Origin of the sequence: Microbacterium marinilacus (genome assembly GCF_019753765.1) — a bacterium.
Classification (GTDB): domain Bacteria; phylum Actinomycetota; class Actinomycetes; order Actinomycetales; family Microbacteriaceae; genus Microbacterium; species Microbacterium marinilacus.
In genome coordinates, this window is the sequence record NZ_JAIJZW010000005.1 from 14658 (window position 1) to 32879 (window position 18222).

Below are 18222 nucleotides of genomic sequence, written 5' to 3' on the forward strand. Positions count from 1 at the left end.
CGATGGTTGGGGACCGCCACGATAGGATCCGAGCATGCCGGAGGATATCCAAGAGCTCGGCCGCGAAGGCGCGGCGACACTCAAGCGTTGGCTAGAGGCGACGACATATATGGAGCTTCCTTTCGACGCGTACAACAACAAGATCGACTGCACGATTGGCACGACGAGCGGAAAACAGAAGCAGCTCGACCTCGCTGGCTACATGCTCATTGGGAAGAAAGCTCCTGTGTTCGTGGAATGCAAGAGGTATACGACGGCAGGGAGACAGTACACGGAGTTCGTCAAGTTTCTGGCAATCGCGTACGGGCACACAGCTCAGGAGCTCGCGGACCATAATACGACCCGCGAATCTCAGTATTACTGGGTCACGTTCCATCCCTTCAATCTCGACAACTGGTCAAAATTGGAGACCTATGAGCACTTGAAGAAAGCTCTTGAGACTCATCCCGAGTATCTGGGTGGCGATGCTCTCAACGAGTCCTTGGCACATGAAGTCGCCAGCCGAGTAACCGTCCTCGTGTTCAACCCCAAGCAGGAGGACCTCTCGCTCACCAGAGATGAGCTCGAACAGATCCGCCCCATTCTGAAGAGGAAAGTGAAGACGCTATGAGCGACCTGGTCGAGGCGCTGCACGCCGCTCGCGAATCGTACGTCAGGGAGGACTATGCTTCCAGAGTCAAGCAGGTGTTCCGTGAACATCTCGAGATGCTCGAGCCTGATGCCGAGATCGAGGACACTCTCTACTTCAATCACAGCGCGATTCCCGACTTCAAACTCACGTGGGGACGCGGCGCGAAGGGCAAATCGTCGCGGGACGTCTTCCTCCGCTCCTCCTACGCCGCTGTGGTCGCGGGCAACGAGACAGTCCAAATCACCAGCGGTGACCCGATCTTCCTGTCGATCAGCGCGGATCAGGTCGTAGAAGAGCCTGGCTTCGCGATGACCAAGGCCGACGTGTCGCACGCCGCCAGCCAGGCCCGCTACTCCTTGCTGACCGACGTGGAAGCGTTCAAGGAGATCGCAGCTCCGGTGAAGGACGACAACCCGCTGAGCTCCGCGGTGCGCTCGAATTTCCTCCGGGGAGGACGCGGGCTCGTCGACGAGCCCGTCGCAGAGCGCCTTCTGCTGTCCGGGAGCGATACTGGCGAGAGCGTCACCGACCTCATCAGAGAGACTTTCTTCGAGGACGCCGTCGTCCGCATGGAGCGCACTGCGCTCCTGGTGCATTGGGCGATGTCACCGAACGAGGCCATCGACGGGCTGGCGAAGCTCGACGGCGTGATGTCGACCGATGAACTCCGCAGCGTCTTGCCCTGGCTACTGAGCAGAGCCACCGCTCCGAAGAGAGACGGCTTCTGGGCAGCACTCGGATCGCTCTTCAGCTTTGAGCAACTCGAAAGTCTTGCTTCGGAGCTCAACGGCATGGATCTTACCGGACTGGTGCAGGCCAATCTGCGGACGTGGTCGGCCAAGCGCGCGTATGTGGGACTCAACGTTGACGTTGAGGGGAACCCCGTGTCGTCTGCCGCTGCAGCATCTGACGGCTCAATCGAGTCAGCTGACCCGGATCAGGAGTCGGACACGGGTTCCAGTGGTTGGCGGTTCAACTCGGGTACACTAGGCCTCGCGCTCGGCTCGACGATGATCCGCGTGAGCAACTCGGGCTACAAACTGAAAGCTCGTCCCGGTTCGTCAACTCCGAAGTGGTCCGCAACCGTCGGCCGCCTCGACGGCTACTCTCTCCGTTCGGCGTCGATCTCGGGGATCGAACGGGCCTTCCGCATTGACGCACGGGAAAGCGGGAATGTCAGGAGGGACGTCGAAACCGTCGTGCACTCCGTCGAGGACAGCTACTTCGTGAGCCATGTCGAAGTGATGCTCCCCGGCCCTGACCTCGGCGATGAGGACACCGGAGCGGAATCGGCGTCGGTCGACTTCGCCGGCGGGATCGTCGTCGCGGATCGTGCCGTACAGCTCGGCGCGCTTACTCGTGCCGCTGCGAACATCCTGGCGAACCAAGGGTTAGACGAGCAACTGCATCCGTCGGATCCTCACGAGCCCGTCGAGCAGGTTGACCCGTAGGGTCGAGGCCATGGAGCTGAGCGGTCGCGACGACCACCAGCCATTGTGGCGGCAGATCCGCCACGCGGTCCGCACGGACATTATCTCGCCACGATCGGCGGCCTCGTCTACGAGGCACCGGTGCCCAAACTCGGGGTCGTCGTGCGCGTCGAACAGCGCGTTCGCGCGATACGCCTCCGCCAACTCGGCGTTCGTTATGGGGTGGGCGAGTCAGCGGTAGTAGGGCTGGCGAGCGAGCCTGAGAACCCCGCACGTCAACGTGACGGGGATCCCGTCAGTGGTAGCTCTTGCACGAGCGGGTAGAGCCTCCCTGGCATATGCGCCTGCGACAAATACACAGTTGCTGGAAGCAACACCTCGACCTCCTGCTTGAGTCGCCGATTGCGCTGCCGCAACTCCCGTCGCTCGGCGTCACGGTCTTCGGCCGACGGGGAGCCGGTCTCGGCGGGCCTTCTCAGCGGCGCGAAAGCGGGCGAGCCGCTTCGTGAGGGTCATCGAGCGAGACTCCGAAGTCTTTCGCGATCTGCTCGACGCTGACTCAGGGCTCACGGTTCTCCGCGACGCGGATGACGTCCTCGCGGATCTCCTTCGGATACGGTTTGGGCAGGATGGCCTCCGTCCAGGCCAGCACTCTCGGGTAGCCACGTTTGATGTCCTTAAGGCAGATCCTGTTGGATTTCCGAATGAGTTCGTCTTGGCCAACACACATGCTCTCGCCGCGTCGAGTGTCGGTGCGCTCAGGCAGACTTAGGAACATCATCATGCGGGCTAGTGACTCGAGTAGTAGGGGGCGATCGTGTTGGAGGACATTGCTCACGCAAGCCCGATCGAGTTGATGGAGCACCTGCATGCGGATCTTGACGCTCACTTCACCAGGTTGGCTGCTTACCGCCAGAGTCTTGAGCCAGCAGCGCCTGTCTTCGCGCTCGAACACGGCCTCAGCCCCGACGACCGCGAGCTCTTGACGAAAGCAGTAGGCGACGCGCATCGACTGGGCTTGATGCCAACTGCGAGCCGAGACTGGTGGCTCCCCTTCGTGGTGCACGCCGCGGAGGTGGGATATGTCTACGACGGAGTCGAGTACTGGCCGATCTACGCCTCGATGACTCCCCACTGGTCCGATAGCGACTATGAACGAGATCGTGTTCGCAACTGGTTCGTCAAGTTCTCGCGGCAGTACGGAGGCGCAATCCCGCAGGGTGCTTGGGCGCGCACCTTCCGCAAGATTGCGTGGCCGATCACCCATGCAGTCCTCCCCCGGTATCTGCAAGTGCAGCTCGCGAGAATGCTGTCCGACTACCGAACGAGTTGGCCGAGTTTGCTCGACGACCCCGCGGCCCTGGGCACCCGACTCCATGCATGGTCTCGGTACTACAGCGACCGCCTCGAGAAGTTCTGCCAGAACACAGAGATCGTTGGGCGCCTCGGCGTTGCCCTGCTCATCACCGACGAACACGCAGACTCGCCACTGATCGAGTCGACTGCCCTCGCGCGCATTGTCGATAGCCTCAATTCGGAGCGCCAGTCACGGCGGTGGCTGTTAGAAGCTCGGCGCTCCGCCAGCAGCATCCGCACCCATAACTTCAGACCTCCGGAAGGCCAGGACGACCGGGCTCGTCCTCGACCTCCGCGTCCGGCAGTAACTGATCCGCAACTTCAACTGCGCGAAGACGCTGGCGGCGCCTGGCGAGCATTCGCGATCCTGCCGGATCTCAGACCCCTGCAGCATGCCATGCCCCAGCTGTACGAGGCGCTACGCAATTCACGCGCGATTGTTACGGGCGCTCGTCAGGAGATCCCCACCAGTGGACTCCTCTACGCCACGCCACCGATCGAACTCACCCGCTGGCCCGCACCGCCCCAGCCTTTCCTGCAGCTGCGACGCGCGTCGGACGAGGTCAACCTCCTGCTCGCGGAGCAATGCCGGATCACCCAGGGGCCATGGTGGGTCTTTCGCCAGAAGCCAGGAGCACCCGCGGGCGAGGTGAAGGGCAAGTTCGTTCGGCCCGGAGCCAGCTACTTCATCCTCGGCGATCAAGCACTTTCCCCGCCGCGGCTTGACTGGTGCGTCAAGGTGGATATCGCCCTTGAAGGCATGAGCGCCTACGTCATGAGCGTGCCCGCCACACTCAGTGAGGCGGACTCCACGGCGCTGGTCGAAGCTGGCATCTCGGTCGTCTCCGACGTGCGCGTACGCCCAGTCGGGGTAGTGGCGGGCCGCTGGGATGGCGACGGCGTCGCCGAGTGGCTGTCAGGCGAGCCGGTGCTGATCGCGATCCATGCCGAACACTCCCCCAAGAAGCTCGGCCTACGGATCAACGGAGATCCCTACTTCCTGGACTGGCCGGAGGGTGAGTCCGAGCTGTTTCTCTCGCTTGGGGAGTTGCCCGCGGGGACACACGAGATCGTTGTGTCAGTTGACTCGAACGGCGAGAACTCCAAGACTGAGGGGTCCCTGCTCGCCATCATCCGTGATCCGGATGTGCACAACGAAACTGGCCTCGCAGGCGAAGGTATTCGGCTGCGCAGCTTCCCCGCACAGCCGAGCCTTCCCGAGCTCTGGGATGGTCGAGCGCTCCTGGAGATCGATGGGCCCAGCGACGCAGGCGCCGAACTCGCGCTCACCCTTCGCGATAGCAGCGGCGCCCAGCTGGCAATCCACCACCAGAATCTCCGGGTCCCGGTCACGAGCAGTGACTGGCAATCTATCGTTGCTCGGCTGCGCGAGCAGCCTCAGATTGCCCGTCACTACGACGCAGCGGACACGGCTGAGCTGGCCGTCAGTAAGGCGGGCGTGGGGTTCGCCACCCTCCGATGTGAGCGCGGCTTTCAGGGGCTGCGGTGGGTTGTCTCAACGCGCCATCGCGACAACGGCTACATCGCGCGTCTCATCGACCGCACCGATGGCGACCCGGTCGAAGTCGTCTTCTATCCAGTCGAACGCCCGCTCGACGGCCAGCCACAGCCGGCCGACCAGGAGTTCTCAGGCCCGCCACGCGGCGGCCTGCTCGTGGCCAGCAACGAGCAGGATCAAGCTGCGCAGATCATCCCCCCTGACGCGAACCAACTGATTGGCACTGGTAACGCAACGCCTTCCATCCCTACCACCCAGAAGTCACTCGTCGAATGCACGAGACTCATGAAGGGTCACCAGTTGTGGAAGAGCGCCCAACTCCCTGCCCATCCATTTGGAGTACGCGAGCGTCGTCGGGTCCTCGACGCGATCACTGGAGCGCTTGTGGGACTGCTCACGCCTGGCAAATGGGCGAGCTTTGAGGGTCAGATCGCGACGCAGGCGGCGGCGGATGTCGATCTCGACCGAGCCCAGGCACTTGTCGGTGAGAGTCCTGCCCATCGTGTCGCCGCGGAAGCGATCGCGAACCACCTGTGGGAGTGGGACACCCGCGCGCTTCTCATCGAAGGATTCAGCGAGGCGGCGGGGGCGCTCATCTCGTCATCGGGCATGCCGAACAAACTCAAGGGTGCGCGGTTCCTCCTCCAGCTCGCCAGTTCCCCGAGCGAGCTTCTCGAGTGGGAGACGGCCGAACGCAATGTGTACCTCCGCGCGGTGATGACTGACCCCGTGCTCGTGCGCGCTGCGCGATTCGCCGTGCTCGGTACCGTCGAAGAAGTCGCAGGAGGCGTCGGATGAGCATTCAGCGACTGACTCCGACAGACCTCGAGGCAACGGCGGTCGAGTTGCTCGATCTCAACCACGAAGCGACCGGGCTGCTCTCCGTAGAGGGACTGTGCGCGTCCATCCGCCGCGCAGCGTCGTTGCTGTGTCCCGCGACGCCGCGTCAACTCGTCGACGCCGTGCTCGAAGTGCTTCGTCCGCTCTCACCGGACCTGAAGCGCGACGTAGTCGCCGAAGCACTCGATCTGGTTGTCGGCGTTGGCGATCTTCTCGAACTGCGATCAGCGGAATCAGGCGCGCGCCAGCTCTACCTCGCCCCACCTTCGTATGTGACGGTTCGACCGGGCCGGCACCTGCTGCTCGGCGTCAGGCCAAACGCAAGTCCGATCGTCGACGAATCCATCATCGGCGCCCCGGTGGAGCACGAAGCCCACACGCGGTTCCTGACACTCGAGACGGACAACGCCGCAGCTTCACTGGCGGCCGCAGGGCTTCATCGAATGACCGCCGAGCAATGGGCACGCGTCCCTCGCGAAGAGCCTGCCTCAGCGCTCATTGAGCGAACGGCCCGCCTACTAAGCCAGCACCAGATGCCCGGCGAGATACAGGGTCTTGAGATCATCGATCCAACGACACAGGTGCAGTACTACACCGGCCGCTGGCGAGAACTCACCTCCCGCGATGAAGGCATGCTCGTTGGCCGGCGCCCGCAGGCATATGGCGCACCAGTGTGGTGCGTCCTCGATGTCGCGGCCGGGATTCCGCGCGCTGTTCTCGACTTCCCGGTTGACTCGTTAGTTATGCCGGGGTGGGACGAGGCTCGCCATCTCCAAGCAGCTATCGACCATCATCGAGGCCAACCACAGGTCTTCAGGGTCCGCTCGACCGGAATGCCCGACGGCAATCGACTCCTCGACCTCTTCGCTCCGCTACCGTCATGGGCAGAGCGATACATCACGCTTGTCGGAATTCCGATGGGCCGGTTAAAAGGTGCGCTCCTCACGTATCGGGTTCCGTTCGATGCTGAGGATTCGCTCACGGGGTTTCTCTCGCAATCGCTGTGGATGACGGGAATCAAGGAAGTACAGGGACGATGACACGACGATCACTCACAATCGCCCAGACGACGGACGAAATCAGGAACGCCCTTCGCGAGTACATCGAAGCCACGTATCACGTCGGCCATCCGTCGTTGATCCGTCAGCGGCAGGTGCTCCTCGATCAGCAAGGCAACACCTTCCAGACTCCGTTCCTTGAGAGCACACCCCGCTACACCCCGGGCAGGCGGTTCGCCGAGCTCACGCTCGACCAGGCCGCACTGGAGTTGTTCGCTCGACTGACGTCAACGGCGCACGACCACGCGCCGCTGCTCTTCGATCCTCCGTACACGCACCAGGCGGCCGCGCTCGAGGCTGCGGCGTCCGGGCGGAGTCTCGTGGTCACGACCGGTACCGGCTCCGGCAAGACAGAGACCTTCTTACTCCCGATGCTGGCGAAGCTTGCCGAGGAAGCCGCCAACCGGCCACAGTCGTTCGCGGCGCCCGGAGTCCGCGCCCTCGTGCTCTACCCCATGAACGCGCTCGTAAACGACCAGCTTGGCCGCCTTCGCCTGCTTCTCGGCGACGAGCGAGTAACGAGCCAGTTCACAACGTGGGCTGATCGACCCGCACGCTTCGCGCGCTACACCAGTAGAACCCTGTATCCCGGCGTGCGAACAGCTGAGAAGGACAGAACCAGACTCAAATCGCTTGAGAAGTACTACATCGCCCTCCTCGACGAAGCAGCGAAGCCGGCTTCCCCCCGGCAGAAGCGCGCAGCGCAGCTCATCGGAGAACTAAAGGCGCGCGGCAAGTGGCCGGCGAAGCCGGACTTGAAGGCCTGGTACGGGTCGAGCGGACAACACTGGGTGGACTCGAAGACCGGTGCCTTCCAGCGCGCGGTCATGCTCCCGGGCGACGCCGAACTCCTCACGCGCCACGAGGTGCTAGCATCGCCGCCCGATGTCCTCATCACCAACTACTCAATGCTCGAGTACATGCTGATGCGGCCACTCGAGCGTCCCATCTTCGATGCGACGCGGCAGTGGCTACGGGATAACCCGGAAGAGAAGTTCCTCCTGATCATCGATGAGGCACACCTCTACCGCGGCGCGGCAGGCGCCGAAGTTGCGCTCCTGATGCGACGTCTGCGAGCCAGACTCGATATCCCCGCCGATCGCCTTCAGGTCATCGCCACCAGTGCAAGCTTCTCGGGAGCCGAGAAGGCCCAGGCGTTCGCCGCGCAGCTGACCGGCAAGGACGTGAGCGACTTTGACGCGGTCACGGGCACGCTCGACCTGCGGGATCCAGCAGCACCTGGCTCGCTTGAAGACGCTGAAGTGCTGGCCGAAGTTCCCATGGACGCCTACTACAAAGCGGAGACGGACAACGCGCGAGCACAGGCGCTGGCTCCCCTCCTGAAGTACCGCGGAGTCGCTCACGACGCCGAAACCTCTTCAAGCGCCCTGCTGTACCGCGCGCTGAATGGATACGCCCCACTCGGCCTCCTGGTCAACAAGACAATGAAGCAAGCGCTGCCTGTCCACACGCTGGGCGCGCACACGTTCCCGGGAATCGACCCAACACTGGCGGAGCGCGCCGCCTCCACTTTGATCGCGCTCGCGAGCGCCGCTCGCCTCAAGTCTGACGATGCCGGGCTGCTCCCATGCCGCGTACATGCCTTCTTCCGCGGCCTTCCTGGCATCTGGGTGTGCCTCGATGAGAACTGCTCGGTAGACCGCGGCGAAATCCCGAAGGGTCCAGTCGGTGCGCTGTATGGCCAGCCCCGAAGCACCTGCGACTGCGGTGCGCGTGTCTTTGAGCTCTTCACGTGTCGCGAATGCGGCGCCACGTATGCACGGGCGTACACGGACGACCTCGCCAACCCATCGTTCTTGTGGCAGGAACCGGGCGGTGCCTTCCAGACAGCCTCGGGTCCCATCGCGGCGCTCCAACCGATCGATCTGCTGCTTGAAGAACCGTCCGACGATGTCGGCAACGCAGTCCTCAAGGAACTGGACCTCGTCACCGGTCGCCTCAACCCGCACGATCCCGGTGATCGCTGGCGCAAGGTCTGGGTGCGACTCCAGCAGGACGACGAGCACAAACAAGATAACGACTCGACGGGCGGACAGAAGCAACCCGGAGAGTTCAACCCATGTGGCGTATGCGGCGATCACGCACTGTTCGGCCGCACCAGCGTCCAAGACCACCAAACCAAGGGTGACGAGCCCTTCCGAGCACTCGTAAGTCGCCAGATCGAGGTGCAGCCCCCCGGGCCGAAGCCAGCCGACGACTTCGCTCCGCTCCGAGGCCGCAAGGTGCTCGCCTTCTCCGACTCGCGACAGGTAGCCGCTCGCCTCGCACCAAATGTCCAGGAGTACTCACTTCGCGACGCCGTGCGACCGATCATCCTCAAGGGCTGGAGCGAGCTATCGAAGCACCCTGTCGCGCCGACCATGAGCCTGGAGGATCTCTATCTAGTCGCGATGGTGGGGGCCAAGCTGCTGGGGGTTCGACTTCGCCCTGAGCTCACCGGCACAGAGAATTTCGAGGCATTCACGCAGGTCTCGGAGTCGCTCGAGCGCGGCGCCCTGAGCGATCCAGCGGAGTTCATGCAGCTCTACGCCATCAAGGATCCGCCACCGCAGTCGCTTCTGCGCAGCCTGGTCCCCGCGCTCACGAGCCGCTACTACGGATTCACATCCCTCGGCCTCGCTTCCCTCCGCGAGCGGGGCAACCTGAAGAACTCCGTGCTCGCCGAACTGGTCGACATTCCCGGTATCGCGACAACCGAGGATGAAAAGCTCGCGCTGGTCCGGATGTGGCTATCGCTCTGGATGCGCCCCGGCATCTGGTTCTCCGCGATGAGTGCGGACTGGAAGGGCACCAAAGTCCAAGCCGTGAGCGGCAAGTTCACCAAGTTGACGACCTGGCTCGGCACCCGTGAGGCTCGGCGCATCTTCGATGCCGAATGGCTGCCCATTCTGCAGAGCAAGTTCTGCCAGAAGGTCGGTGACAAGTATCAGCTCGCCGCGCGCACGGTGGCACTCGACCTCGACACCGCCTGGGGCTACTGCGAGCGGTGCCGCTCCACCCAGCGCCACTTCCCCGGTCGAATCACCTGCATCTCCTGTGGTGCCGACAAGGTGAGGTCACTCGATCCTGAGACGGACGAAGTCTTCCAAGCTCGCAAGGGCTACTACCGCGCAAGTTCGCGCCGCGCCCTCGCGACGCCACCGGGCGAGGTGATGAGCGTCGTCGCAGCTGAGCACACCGCCCAGCTGAACTCGTCTCAGAGCGACGACGTGTTCTCGAAGGCAGAGATGTACGAGCTTCTGTTCCAGGACGTGAACATCGCGATGCCTGCACCAGGAGAGCAACCAGAGGTCGCAATCGACCTCCTGTCTTGCACCACCACGATGGAGGTCGGCATCGACATCGGGTCGCTGAGCGGGGTCGCACTCCGCAACATGCCCCCATCACGAGCCAACTATCAGCAGCGTGCCGGCCGGGCGGGGCGCCGTGGGAACGCGGTGGCAACCGTGATCGCGTTCGGCAGCGCCGACACTCACGACGACCACTACTTCCGTGAGCCAGCCGAGATGGTCAGCGGCGAAGTCGCCGACCCAATCCTCACTGTCGACAACGTGGAGATCGCCAAGCGCCACATCACCGCCTTCCTGCTGCAGCGATATCACCAAGACCGAGTCCCACACATCGACCCGACCACGATGCCCGCCAACCTCTTCGAAGTGCTTGGCTCGGTTGGCGACTTCCTGTCAAATTCGGCGACGCTCAACCGGACAGATTTCGAGAGTTGGCTTCTGACCAACGAAGCCACACTTCGTGGCGAAGTCGACGACTGGCTTCCAAGCGAGATCAGCGGTGACCATCGAGACGAGGTACTGGCCGGCCTGGTCACCTCAACTCTCCACGGCATCGATGATGCGCTCGACATCCGACCCGCACCGGCAATCGCCGAGCCCACGCCCGACCAGACCCCCCCAGCCGATGACGCCGAACCTTCAGCGAACGAGGGCACGGAAGCGGCAGAAGCGAACTCAACGGATCAATCTGCTGCTGAGGACAATGGCGAGGAGCTGAGCTCCCAGCGCGCCCGAGACAAGCTTCTCGACCGTCTGCTCTATAAGGGGGTGCTTCCGCGCTACGCCTTCCCGACCGATGTCGTCAGCTTCCACGTATTCGACGAGGATCGGTCTACCCCGTACCGTCCGGCATTCCAGTACGCGCCAAGCCAGGGCCTCACCGTCGCCCTGAGCCAGTACGCGCCCGGCAAAGTGGTGTGGGTCGACAAGCGTGAGTGGACTTCGGGCGCCCTCTACTCCCCGATGCGCAAGGAGCTCTCGGAGGCCTGGAACGATCGTCGCATCTACTTCGAGTGCCAGGACTGCCACTACGCAACCCACCTCCCGTGGGAACAGGTGGATCGCGGTCGCACGGGCGTCTGCCCTGCCTGCGAGGGCGACCGTTTCGGCCCTGGCATGAACTGGCTACGTCCGCCAGGATTCGCGCATCGAATCGGCCAGCCGCCGGGCACGAGCCCTGACGACGCACCAGCCGTTAGCTACGCGACCCGCGCCAAACTCATCGCCGACGGCCCCGGGAATGCCCAACTCTGGGAGCAGGTGAACGATCGTATTCAACTCAACTTCGATCACCAGAAGCTTCTGGTGTCCAACACCGGTCCGAACAACGAGGGCTACACGTTTTGCACATGGTGCGGGCTCATTGAACCGACCGCGATGCCAACGCCACTGCTCGCGGGAACGCATGCCAAACCGTTCCCTGACAAGGATCCAATGTGTCCAGGTGGTCGAGTCTCCCGAGATCTGGTACTCGGCACGGACTTCTTCTCAGATGTCTTGCTGATCCGCCTGACGGTCTCCGATCCGGTGACACTCCGACCGTCGTATCTGTCCTCCCAAGTCGCGCTCCGCACCGTCGCGGAAGCTCTCACCATCGCGGCAGCGAAACACCTCCAGATCGAGGCCAGCGAACTGCAAGCGGAGTTTCGGCCCGCGCTCACGCAATGGGGCGGACACGGGCGTGAAGCCGAAATCTACCTCTACGACACCCTGTCCGGCGGCGCTGGCTTCACTCAGCAGGTGAGCCAGCTGGGACGGAAGATCTTCGAGCTCGCGCTGGAGCGACTGGTCGAGTGCCCAGCTCAGTGCGAGGAATCCTGCTACAGGTGCCTTCGGAGCTTCCGCAACCGATTCGAGCACACACAACTCGACCGCCATGTCGGCGCCAGCCTGCTGCGCTACCTACTCGACGGCACGCTCCCCGAGCTTTCGCCCGCACGTGTCGACCGCTCCGTGCAACGTCTCTTCGAAGACCTCCACCGGTCGGGAGCGGATGACGTTCACTTCGAACGCGATGCCCAGATCGACATCGATGGCGTCGGTCCAGTGGTCGTCCCCATCCTTGCGACGAAGACGAGCGGAGAACGAGCGCTGATCGGTGTCCATGGCCCCATGACCCCCAATGTGGCTCCCACACAGGAACTGCACCGTGTCGCAGAAGAGACCTCCGAGCATGTCAAGTTCATAGACGACCTGATTATCGCCCGCAGCCTCCCGAACGCCTCTCGCGAGGTGTTGGACTTCGTCCAGTGACAGCACCTCGACGGCCTGCGAGTGGTAACCGCTTCGCGCAAAGTCACCGCGCACTTCCGGCCGACAGCGGCAAGTCGTCTTCCTCGGGAGGGAGAGGCACTCGCGCACCATGCATGACGGGACGTGTCATTCGGTGGCGCGCCATAGCCTCGCGAATTTCGGGCTGGCCCGCCCGGCGCAGTGCCCAGCGGTCCAGCCACCATTCAGAAATTCGCTGGTCGCCGTCCGGCAGGGACGGGTCAAGGATGTAGTCGGGATCATCGTCAATCCCGAGCGAGTAGTCGCGAAGGTTTCGGACGAGCGGCACGCCGTAGAGGATTCGCTGACGACCGTGCTTCAGGAGTTCATTCGTCGGCCAGCCGAGCGCAGCCAGACCGATTCGCACCTTTCGGAGCCGTGGACTGACTCCCTCCCCGAACAGACTGTTCACACGCACGGACGAGTCGCGCAGCGACGAAAGCCGCAGCAATGCTTCGACCGTCTCGTCCGTGAAGTGCGACGTTCCAAAAGATCGCGACCTTCCGAGTTCGTGAAAGCCCATGCGCGCGCCGGCGTCACCGCCCACAACCTCAGCCGGCCAGAACAGCCGGTTATACTGACTCGACCCCGTTCCATAGAGCGACGTGGTGCTGATGAGAGACAGACGGGCCTCGCGCACGACGGGTCGACCCGCCATGGCAGACGCGATCTCGCTTGGCCGGTTGTACTTCTCCTCATAGGCGGCCAGCACAGCCGGTGATACCGCAAGCGCTCCAACGAGCTTGCCCGCCGTGAGGCCGTTATACGGTGCGACCGCACCACAGACCGTGAGGTCAGCGATGACCGTTCCGACCCGCTCGCCGCGCGCACGGCGGATCAGCCGACGAAGTTGGGCATGGGCCCGCCGATCTTCAAATGCCGCGGCGAGCCCTTCGGCTGACGGCTCAGGACGAAGGTATGAGCCCAGCCACATCTGAATGTCGAGCGCTTCAGCCAGGGCGGCCGATCGCTTGCTCCGAAAAAGATCGGTCTCCGCGCGGGCCACCCAGGCATCACGCCCGATGTTGCGAACCTCGCGAATAGTGGCCGAGCGGTGATGACGCTGCCGATATCGTTCCGCGTCGGCCTTCAGTCGCCCGACGACTTCCTGTGTTGGCTTGGCGATGTCTGTGGGTTGCAGCACGCCAGCCCGGAGTAGATCTTCGATATAGATCGCGTCGATCTGAGCGGAGACCCGTCGGTCAACCCACCGCGCAAGCGCATCAGTGGGCTCCTCCCGGATCGATTGGAGGAACTCATCTGTCTCCCAGCCCATCCAACTGTCGCGTTCGGCAATCTGAACGACGGGGCTCGAGATGGCTGCCAGCCCAATCACGGCGTGATGAGGAGTGGCCGCGTCACGAACGAGGATCGGCATCGAGCGACCCGGCACCGTCGCGTAGGCATTCGACCATGTGTGGCGAAAGTACCGCCATATGTCATGGAGACGGAAGCCAGTCAAAGAGCAGACCGAGTCATCAACCACCTGCACGTACGGCTGGATCGCGGTCCGACCGGTCGGGTCGCGGTCGAGTGCGTCTGCGAGTTCTCGCCCATCGCGCATCAGATCGAAAACCGAGACCAGCGAATCGCCGAACTGGTGTGGTCTCTCCATACCCTGCACGAAGCGCCGCACGCTTGGCCGCAGCAGTTGTTCATCGCGCCTGAGATGCTCCTGGGCACGGATGCGCGACTTCTCAGCTTCACGGTCTCCTCGGACGGCGGGCGGTGAAAACAACGGGCCGAGTCGGTCGACCTGAACAACCCACCCCTGATCCACAAGATCGATCGCGGTGTGCGCCGCGGCGGCGAGCACTGGCTGGGCATAGATGTCCCCCAGGCCTGCGCGCTCCAGCCACTGCGCGTGCGTCGACCCAGAGGCAGACGATTCAGATAGCGCACGGCAGAGCCGGAGGAACTTCGCCCGCTCGGCGCGACTTGATCCGACAGGAAGGTTGAGCGGCAGAAACGTCGACTCAGTCATGCTTTCTGAAGCATCCGTCCGAAGGTCGAACCCCACTGGGACAGGAGTTGGTTGGTCCCTTCGCCGCTGGCGAGGCTTGCTCGCGCCATCGAGAGAAGGAGCAATTCGACTGCGGTGCGCAGTTGAGCGCCCGCACCATCGGACAACGCCTGCAGCGGCGCGTAGAGCGCAGCAAAAGCGGGGTGATCGACGTTGAGTTGTACCTCAAGGGTACCCGCGTGGAGCGACGTCGCGAAGAGCAGATCGGGCGTGAGCTGCGCGGTGCTGATCCGATATGCGAGCGGGCCTCGCCCATGCCCGCGGCCATCCCTCACCACAGGAAGGTCCGGATCAGCGGTCGCGGCCACTCGGCAGGCGATCTCGGCGGCGGCCTCGAACTTTACGTCATCGAACGATTGCCGGACGCGGGAGTTGAGCATGCGGGCGATCGATTCGAGTTCAGGTTCGAGTGCTTCGCGTAGTTCAGTCGAGGGCCGTATGCCTTGCTTGTTGATAGTGATTCCAAAGTGGTCGTCGAGTGTCGGCTCGAACTCAATCTCGCAGCGCCACCAATCATCGTAGTTCTCTCGGCGCTTGCCTCCCATCAGGTGCCAGCCGTGAGCAATCTCGCGTCCTGCGCGAAGTACCGAGACGCCACCACCGCCAACTATCCCAAAGCGTCGCTTCGTCAAGTTGTCGAGATGATGCCAGCGGTGCACCGGAAGGCTAGCAAAGCGGACGTGCACCCAACCGGAGCCGCCATCAGGCGTCCGAAGCTCATATGCGAGCGGTGCGAAGGCAAGCGTTGCTGCCTCGCCGTTAATGCGCGTCGACATCATCATCGGATCCTCAGGCTCGAGCAACCGCTCATTGAGCGAAACCTCCAATCCCTCGAACAAATGTCGCCGATACATACGTCCGAGATCACGGCGGAGCGAACGCTCTAGCCATCCAAGGCGCCGGTATTCGATACGATCACAGGTCCGCCACGTGACCCGGCAGCCAGATGGTGTTGACCGAGAGGTCGTGGGCCTTGCTCTCAGGGCTGGAGGCTCTCCAGCGACGATCGCATCCACATCGATGGTCACCGCGAGGGCGCGGCCGCTGTCTTGCCACGCGACGACCTCGACTTGACGTGCCTGGCTGAGGGATGCGGCAGGCAGCCCCATCCCGAAACGACCAAATGATTCACGCCGGTCGAAACGAGATGAGCCGCCAAACTTTAGGCAGAGTTCAAGTTCTCGACGACTCATTCCGACCCCGTTGTCGAGCACCTCGATCTCCGGGTGCTGTGCCCCATCTGGTCGGGTGATGGTGATGTCGATCGTAGTCGCCCCTGCTTGGATGGAGTTGTCGATGAGTTCCGCGAGCGCCGTGGCTAGGCTGATGTAGCCGGATTCGCGCACGGCCCGGATGAAATTCGACGATACGACGAGTTCGTCCGACCGCCGGGTGGTGTTGGTTCTGCCACTCATCGAAGCCCTCTCACTGGATACCGGGGTATCTCCAGAGTAGCTCGGCGAAGCCACCATGACGAGCAAGCAGCGGCACCGATTCTTCGGCGTTCGCCACGCCGAAGCCGACAGAATCCGAGGGTTCAAGGAAGCCCCATCGTCGCTGCTTCCTAGGCGCCATCACGGATCGGGCCATCGGTGACGGACCCGGGCCACCTCGCCAGGTCGCGCTCGGGTGGGACTAGCAGCCGCGCACGACGCGAAAAGCGTCCACGAATGGAAGAGGATTGCATTGTTACCCTGCCCGATCAGGCATTTCTTGTCGCTCCACTGCCCCGATCACCCCCAGTAGTCATCGCGCAGCTCCCATCGTCGGCACGCTGATATCGACTTCGGGGCCCTGCGAGGGGATCCAGCGTCCCGGGTTCGGATGCGCGCGACGATGCGAGGCCTATCGGACCGAGGAGCATGAACTTCAGCGGGAAGGCGGCTCCGGATAGCGCGCTTTTCGAACACGCTTGTTCGCACGGGCGGGCGCACGTGCAGGTCAGCAGGCCGCTTGCGGCTGCGTCCCACAGCGAATCGTGAGGACGATCGAACAACGGCCGCGCGCGCAGCAATGGCGTCCCTCCCAGTGACGGCCAGCTGTTCTTCCTCACTGTAGGCAGCCGCACCACGGCGGGCCCGTCAGCTCGCTCTCCCAAAGGCTTGCTCGAGGAAGTCGGCGGTGGCGGGGTTCACAGTCTCGTTGCGGCGGATGTAGTGCTCGCGGGTGATTGCGGGGTCGCTGTGACCGAGGAGCTCAGAGGCGAGCTGGAGTCCCCCGATGTCGTTGATGGCGGTGACGGCGGTGCGGCGGAACCGGTGCGGTGTGACGTCTTCGATGTCGGCTTGGTCCATGACGTCGCGGAGCTGGCGGCGGACGTTGTTCGTCGTGTGTGGTGTCCCGACACGGGTGGCGAACAGCAACGTCTCCGGGCCGACGAATCGAAGGCTGCGGACTCGGGCGCGGACGGCACGCAACGCGAATCCGGGAAGCGCGACGCGACGCACCGACCGCGCGGTTTTCGGATGGTCCTGTCGATGTGTGGGCTCGCCCTTGCGGCTGATGATCGTCCCTGCGATGCGGACCATCGGCACGGCCGCGTCAAGGTCGAGGTCGGCAACGCGAATCGCTAGGACTTCGCCGATGCGGGCGGATGTGCCGAGCATGACCTCGACGATCTGACCGAGCTGTCCATCGGGACGAGGACCGGCGAGGATGGGCCGCTTCTCCCAGTCGCGGATCGCGGCGCGGATGTCTGTGATCTCGTTCCAGGTGAACACGTCGGGGCTGCGCGTCGGTCTGCGCAGGCGCGAGACGTGGTCCATGGGATTGCGCGGGAGGATCTCGTGCCGGACGGCGAGTCCGAGGGCGAGACGGAGAACGACGCGGGCTTGGCGGGCACGGTTATAGCTCTGCTTCGCGAGTTGTTTGAGGAAGTAGTCGCAGCGGGCCACTCCGATCTCCCGGAGGGTGACGTCCTGGAAGAACGGCAGCACGAGCGTGCGCATGTTCCGCTCGTACAGTTGCCGGGTCGTGCGGGAGAGCCGGTCTTCGAGTTCCATGTCCTCCAGCCAGTAGTCGACCAAGGCGGTGAACGCGCTGTCGGCGCTCATCCCGGTGAACCCGGGGTGGAACAGCGAACGCTCGGCGAGCTTCTTCTTCAGCTCACGCTCCGCCGCTGGCCTCGTGGCGGCGGTGCATTGGACCTCTCGGCTCTTTCCGTCCCAGTCGCGGTAGCGGGTGCGCGCCGCGTACCGGCCGCTGGGCTGGCGGCGGATGGAGATGGTGCCGTACGTGCCGATCGGGGTGCGAGGTCTAGCCACGAAGCCTCCGCGCCCCCGTTTCGGCGAGAACGCGGGTCAGGTTCGGCGGGGCTACGAAGCTGTGGCAGCGACTGCGCTGTTGAGAGGGCATCCCTCCAGTCTGCCGATCATCGACGCTCGCGACTCATGCACTCGATGCTCCGCTCGAGCTACGCGGCCACTGCATCCGCGGAAGAGCGCTGAAGATCACGCTTCGCACGGTGTTCGCGGACGCGTGCCCTTGCGAGAAGCGGCAGGCTGATCAGGCCGAAGAGAAGGAACTTCAGCGCGTTCCACAGGCACAAGGCGAAGACGATGTAGAGCCCCTGCGACCAGCCTCCGTCGATAAGCGTGATGCTTCCCGCGGCGATGAGCAGGTAGACGAGGCCGAGTCCCATCGCGGGGACTCCCCACTTGAGGCCGCGTCGAGTCCGGAGGCTGTCGAGCAGGATGTTGGTGGGCATCCATCGGCGCAGGAGGGCGCGGTCGCGGACGCTGAGGGTCCAGAGGGGGCGGATGAGCATCAGGGGTCCTCGCTGTC

General features: G+C 63.6%; 9 protein-coding genes. 5 read left to right on the forward strand and 4 right to left on the reverse strand.

Annotation, left to right across the window (positions count from 1 at the left end):
* Positions 1–34 precede the first annotated feature (34 nt).
* The 5 genes from K5S26_RS09675 to K5S26_RS09695 all read left to right on the forward strand — a co-directional run bounded on the left by K5S26_RS09675 (position 35) and on the right by K5S26_RS09695 (position 12398).
* Positions 35–610 carry a hypothetical protein gene (locus K5S26_RS09675; protein ID WP_221857785.1) on the forward strand — a complete coding sequence of 192 codons (576 nt, stop codon included), beginning with the start codon at positions 35–37 and terminating at the stop codon, positions 608–610.
* Positions 607–2082, forward strand: coding sequence for a hypothetical protein (locus tag K5S26_RS09680; protein ID WP_221857788.1), 1476 nt, complete (start codon positions 607–609; stop codon positions 2080–2082). Before K5S26_RS09675 ends, K5S26_RS09680 begins: the two co-directional genes overlap by 4 nt.
* 796 nt (positions 2083–2878) lie before the next feature.
* Entirely contained in the window at positions 2879–5734 is a 2856-nt protein-coding gene (locus tag K5S26_RS09685) for a hypothetical protein (RefSeq protein WP_221857789.1), read from the forward strand.
* Positions 5731–6816, forward strand: a complete 1086-nt coding sequence (gene druD / locus K5S26_RS09690) for a Druantia-type antiviral defence protein DruD (RefSeq protein WP_221857790.1) — start codon at positions 5731–5733, stop codon at positions 6814–6816. The genes K5S26_RS09685 and druD overlap by 4 nt, the downstream gene beginning before the upstream one ends.
* A complete protein-coding gene (locus K5S26_RS09695) occupies positions 6813–12398 on the forward strand; it encodes a DEAD/DEAH box helicase (protein WP_221857791.1) in 5586 nt (1861 codons plus the stop codon). Before druD ends, K5S26_RS09695 begins: the two co-directional genes overlap by 4 nt.
* Before the next feature lie 43 nt (positions 12399–12441).
* On the opposite strand, the gene K5S26_RS09700 is transcribed toward K5S26_RS09695, so the two are convergent.
* The 4 genes from K5S26_RS09700 to K5S26_RS09715 form a co-directional block, all read right to left on the reverse strand.
* Positions 12442–14400, reverse strand: a complete 1959-nt coding sequence (locus K5S26_RS09700; protein WP_221857792.1) for a Druantia anti-phage system protein DruA — start codon at positions 14398–14400, stop codon at positions 12442–12444.
* Positions 14397–15854 (reverse strand): ATP-binding protein, encoded by a 1458-nt coding sequence (locus K5S26_RS09705; protein ID WP_221857793.1) that lies wholly within the window; start codon positions 15852–15854, stop codon positions 14397–14399. The genes K5S26_RS09700 and K5S26_RS09705 overlap by 4 nt, the downstream gene beginning before the upstream one ends.
* 666 nt (positions 15855–16520) lie before the next feature.
* Positions 16521–17492: a tyrosine-type recombinase/integrase gene (locus tag K5S26_RS09710; protein WP_246603864.1), complete on the reverse strand. Its 972-nt coding sequence runs from the start codon at positions 17490–17492 to the stop codon at positions 16521–16523.
* A gap of 359 nt (positions 17493–17851) precedes the next feature.
* Entirely contained in the window at positions 17852–18205 is a 354-nt protein-coding gene (locus K5S26_RS09715) for a hypothetical protein (protein ID WP_221857795.1), read from the reverse strand.
* Between the last annotated feature and the right edge of the window lie 17 nt (positions 18206–18222).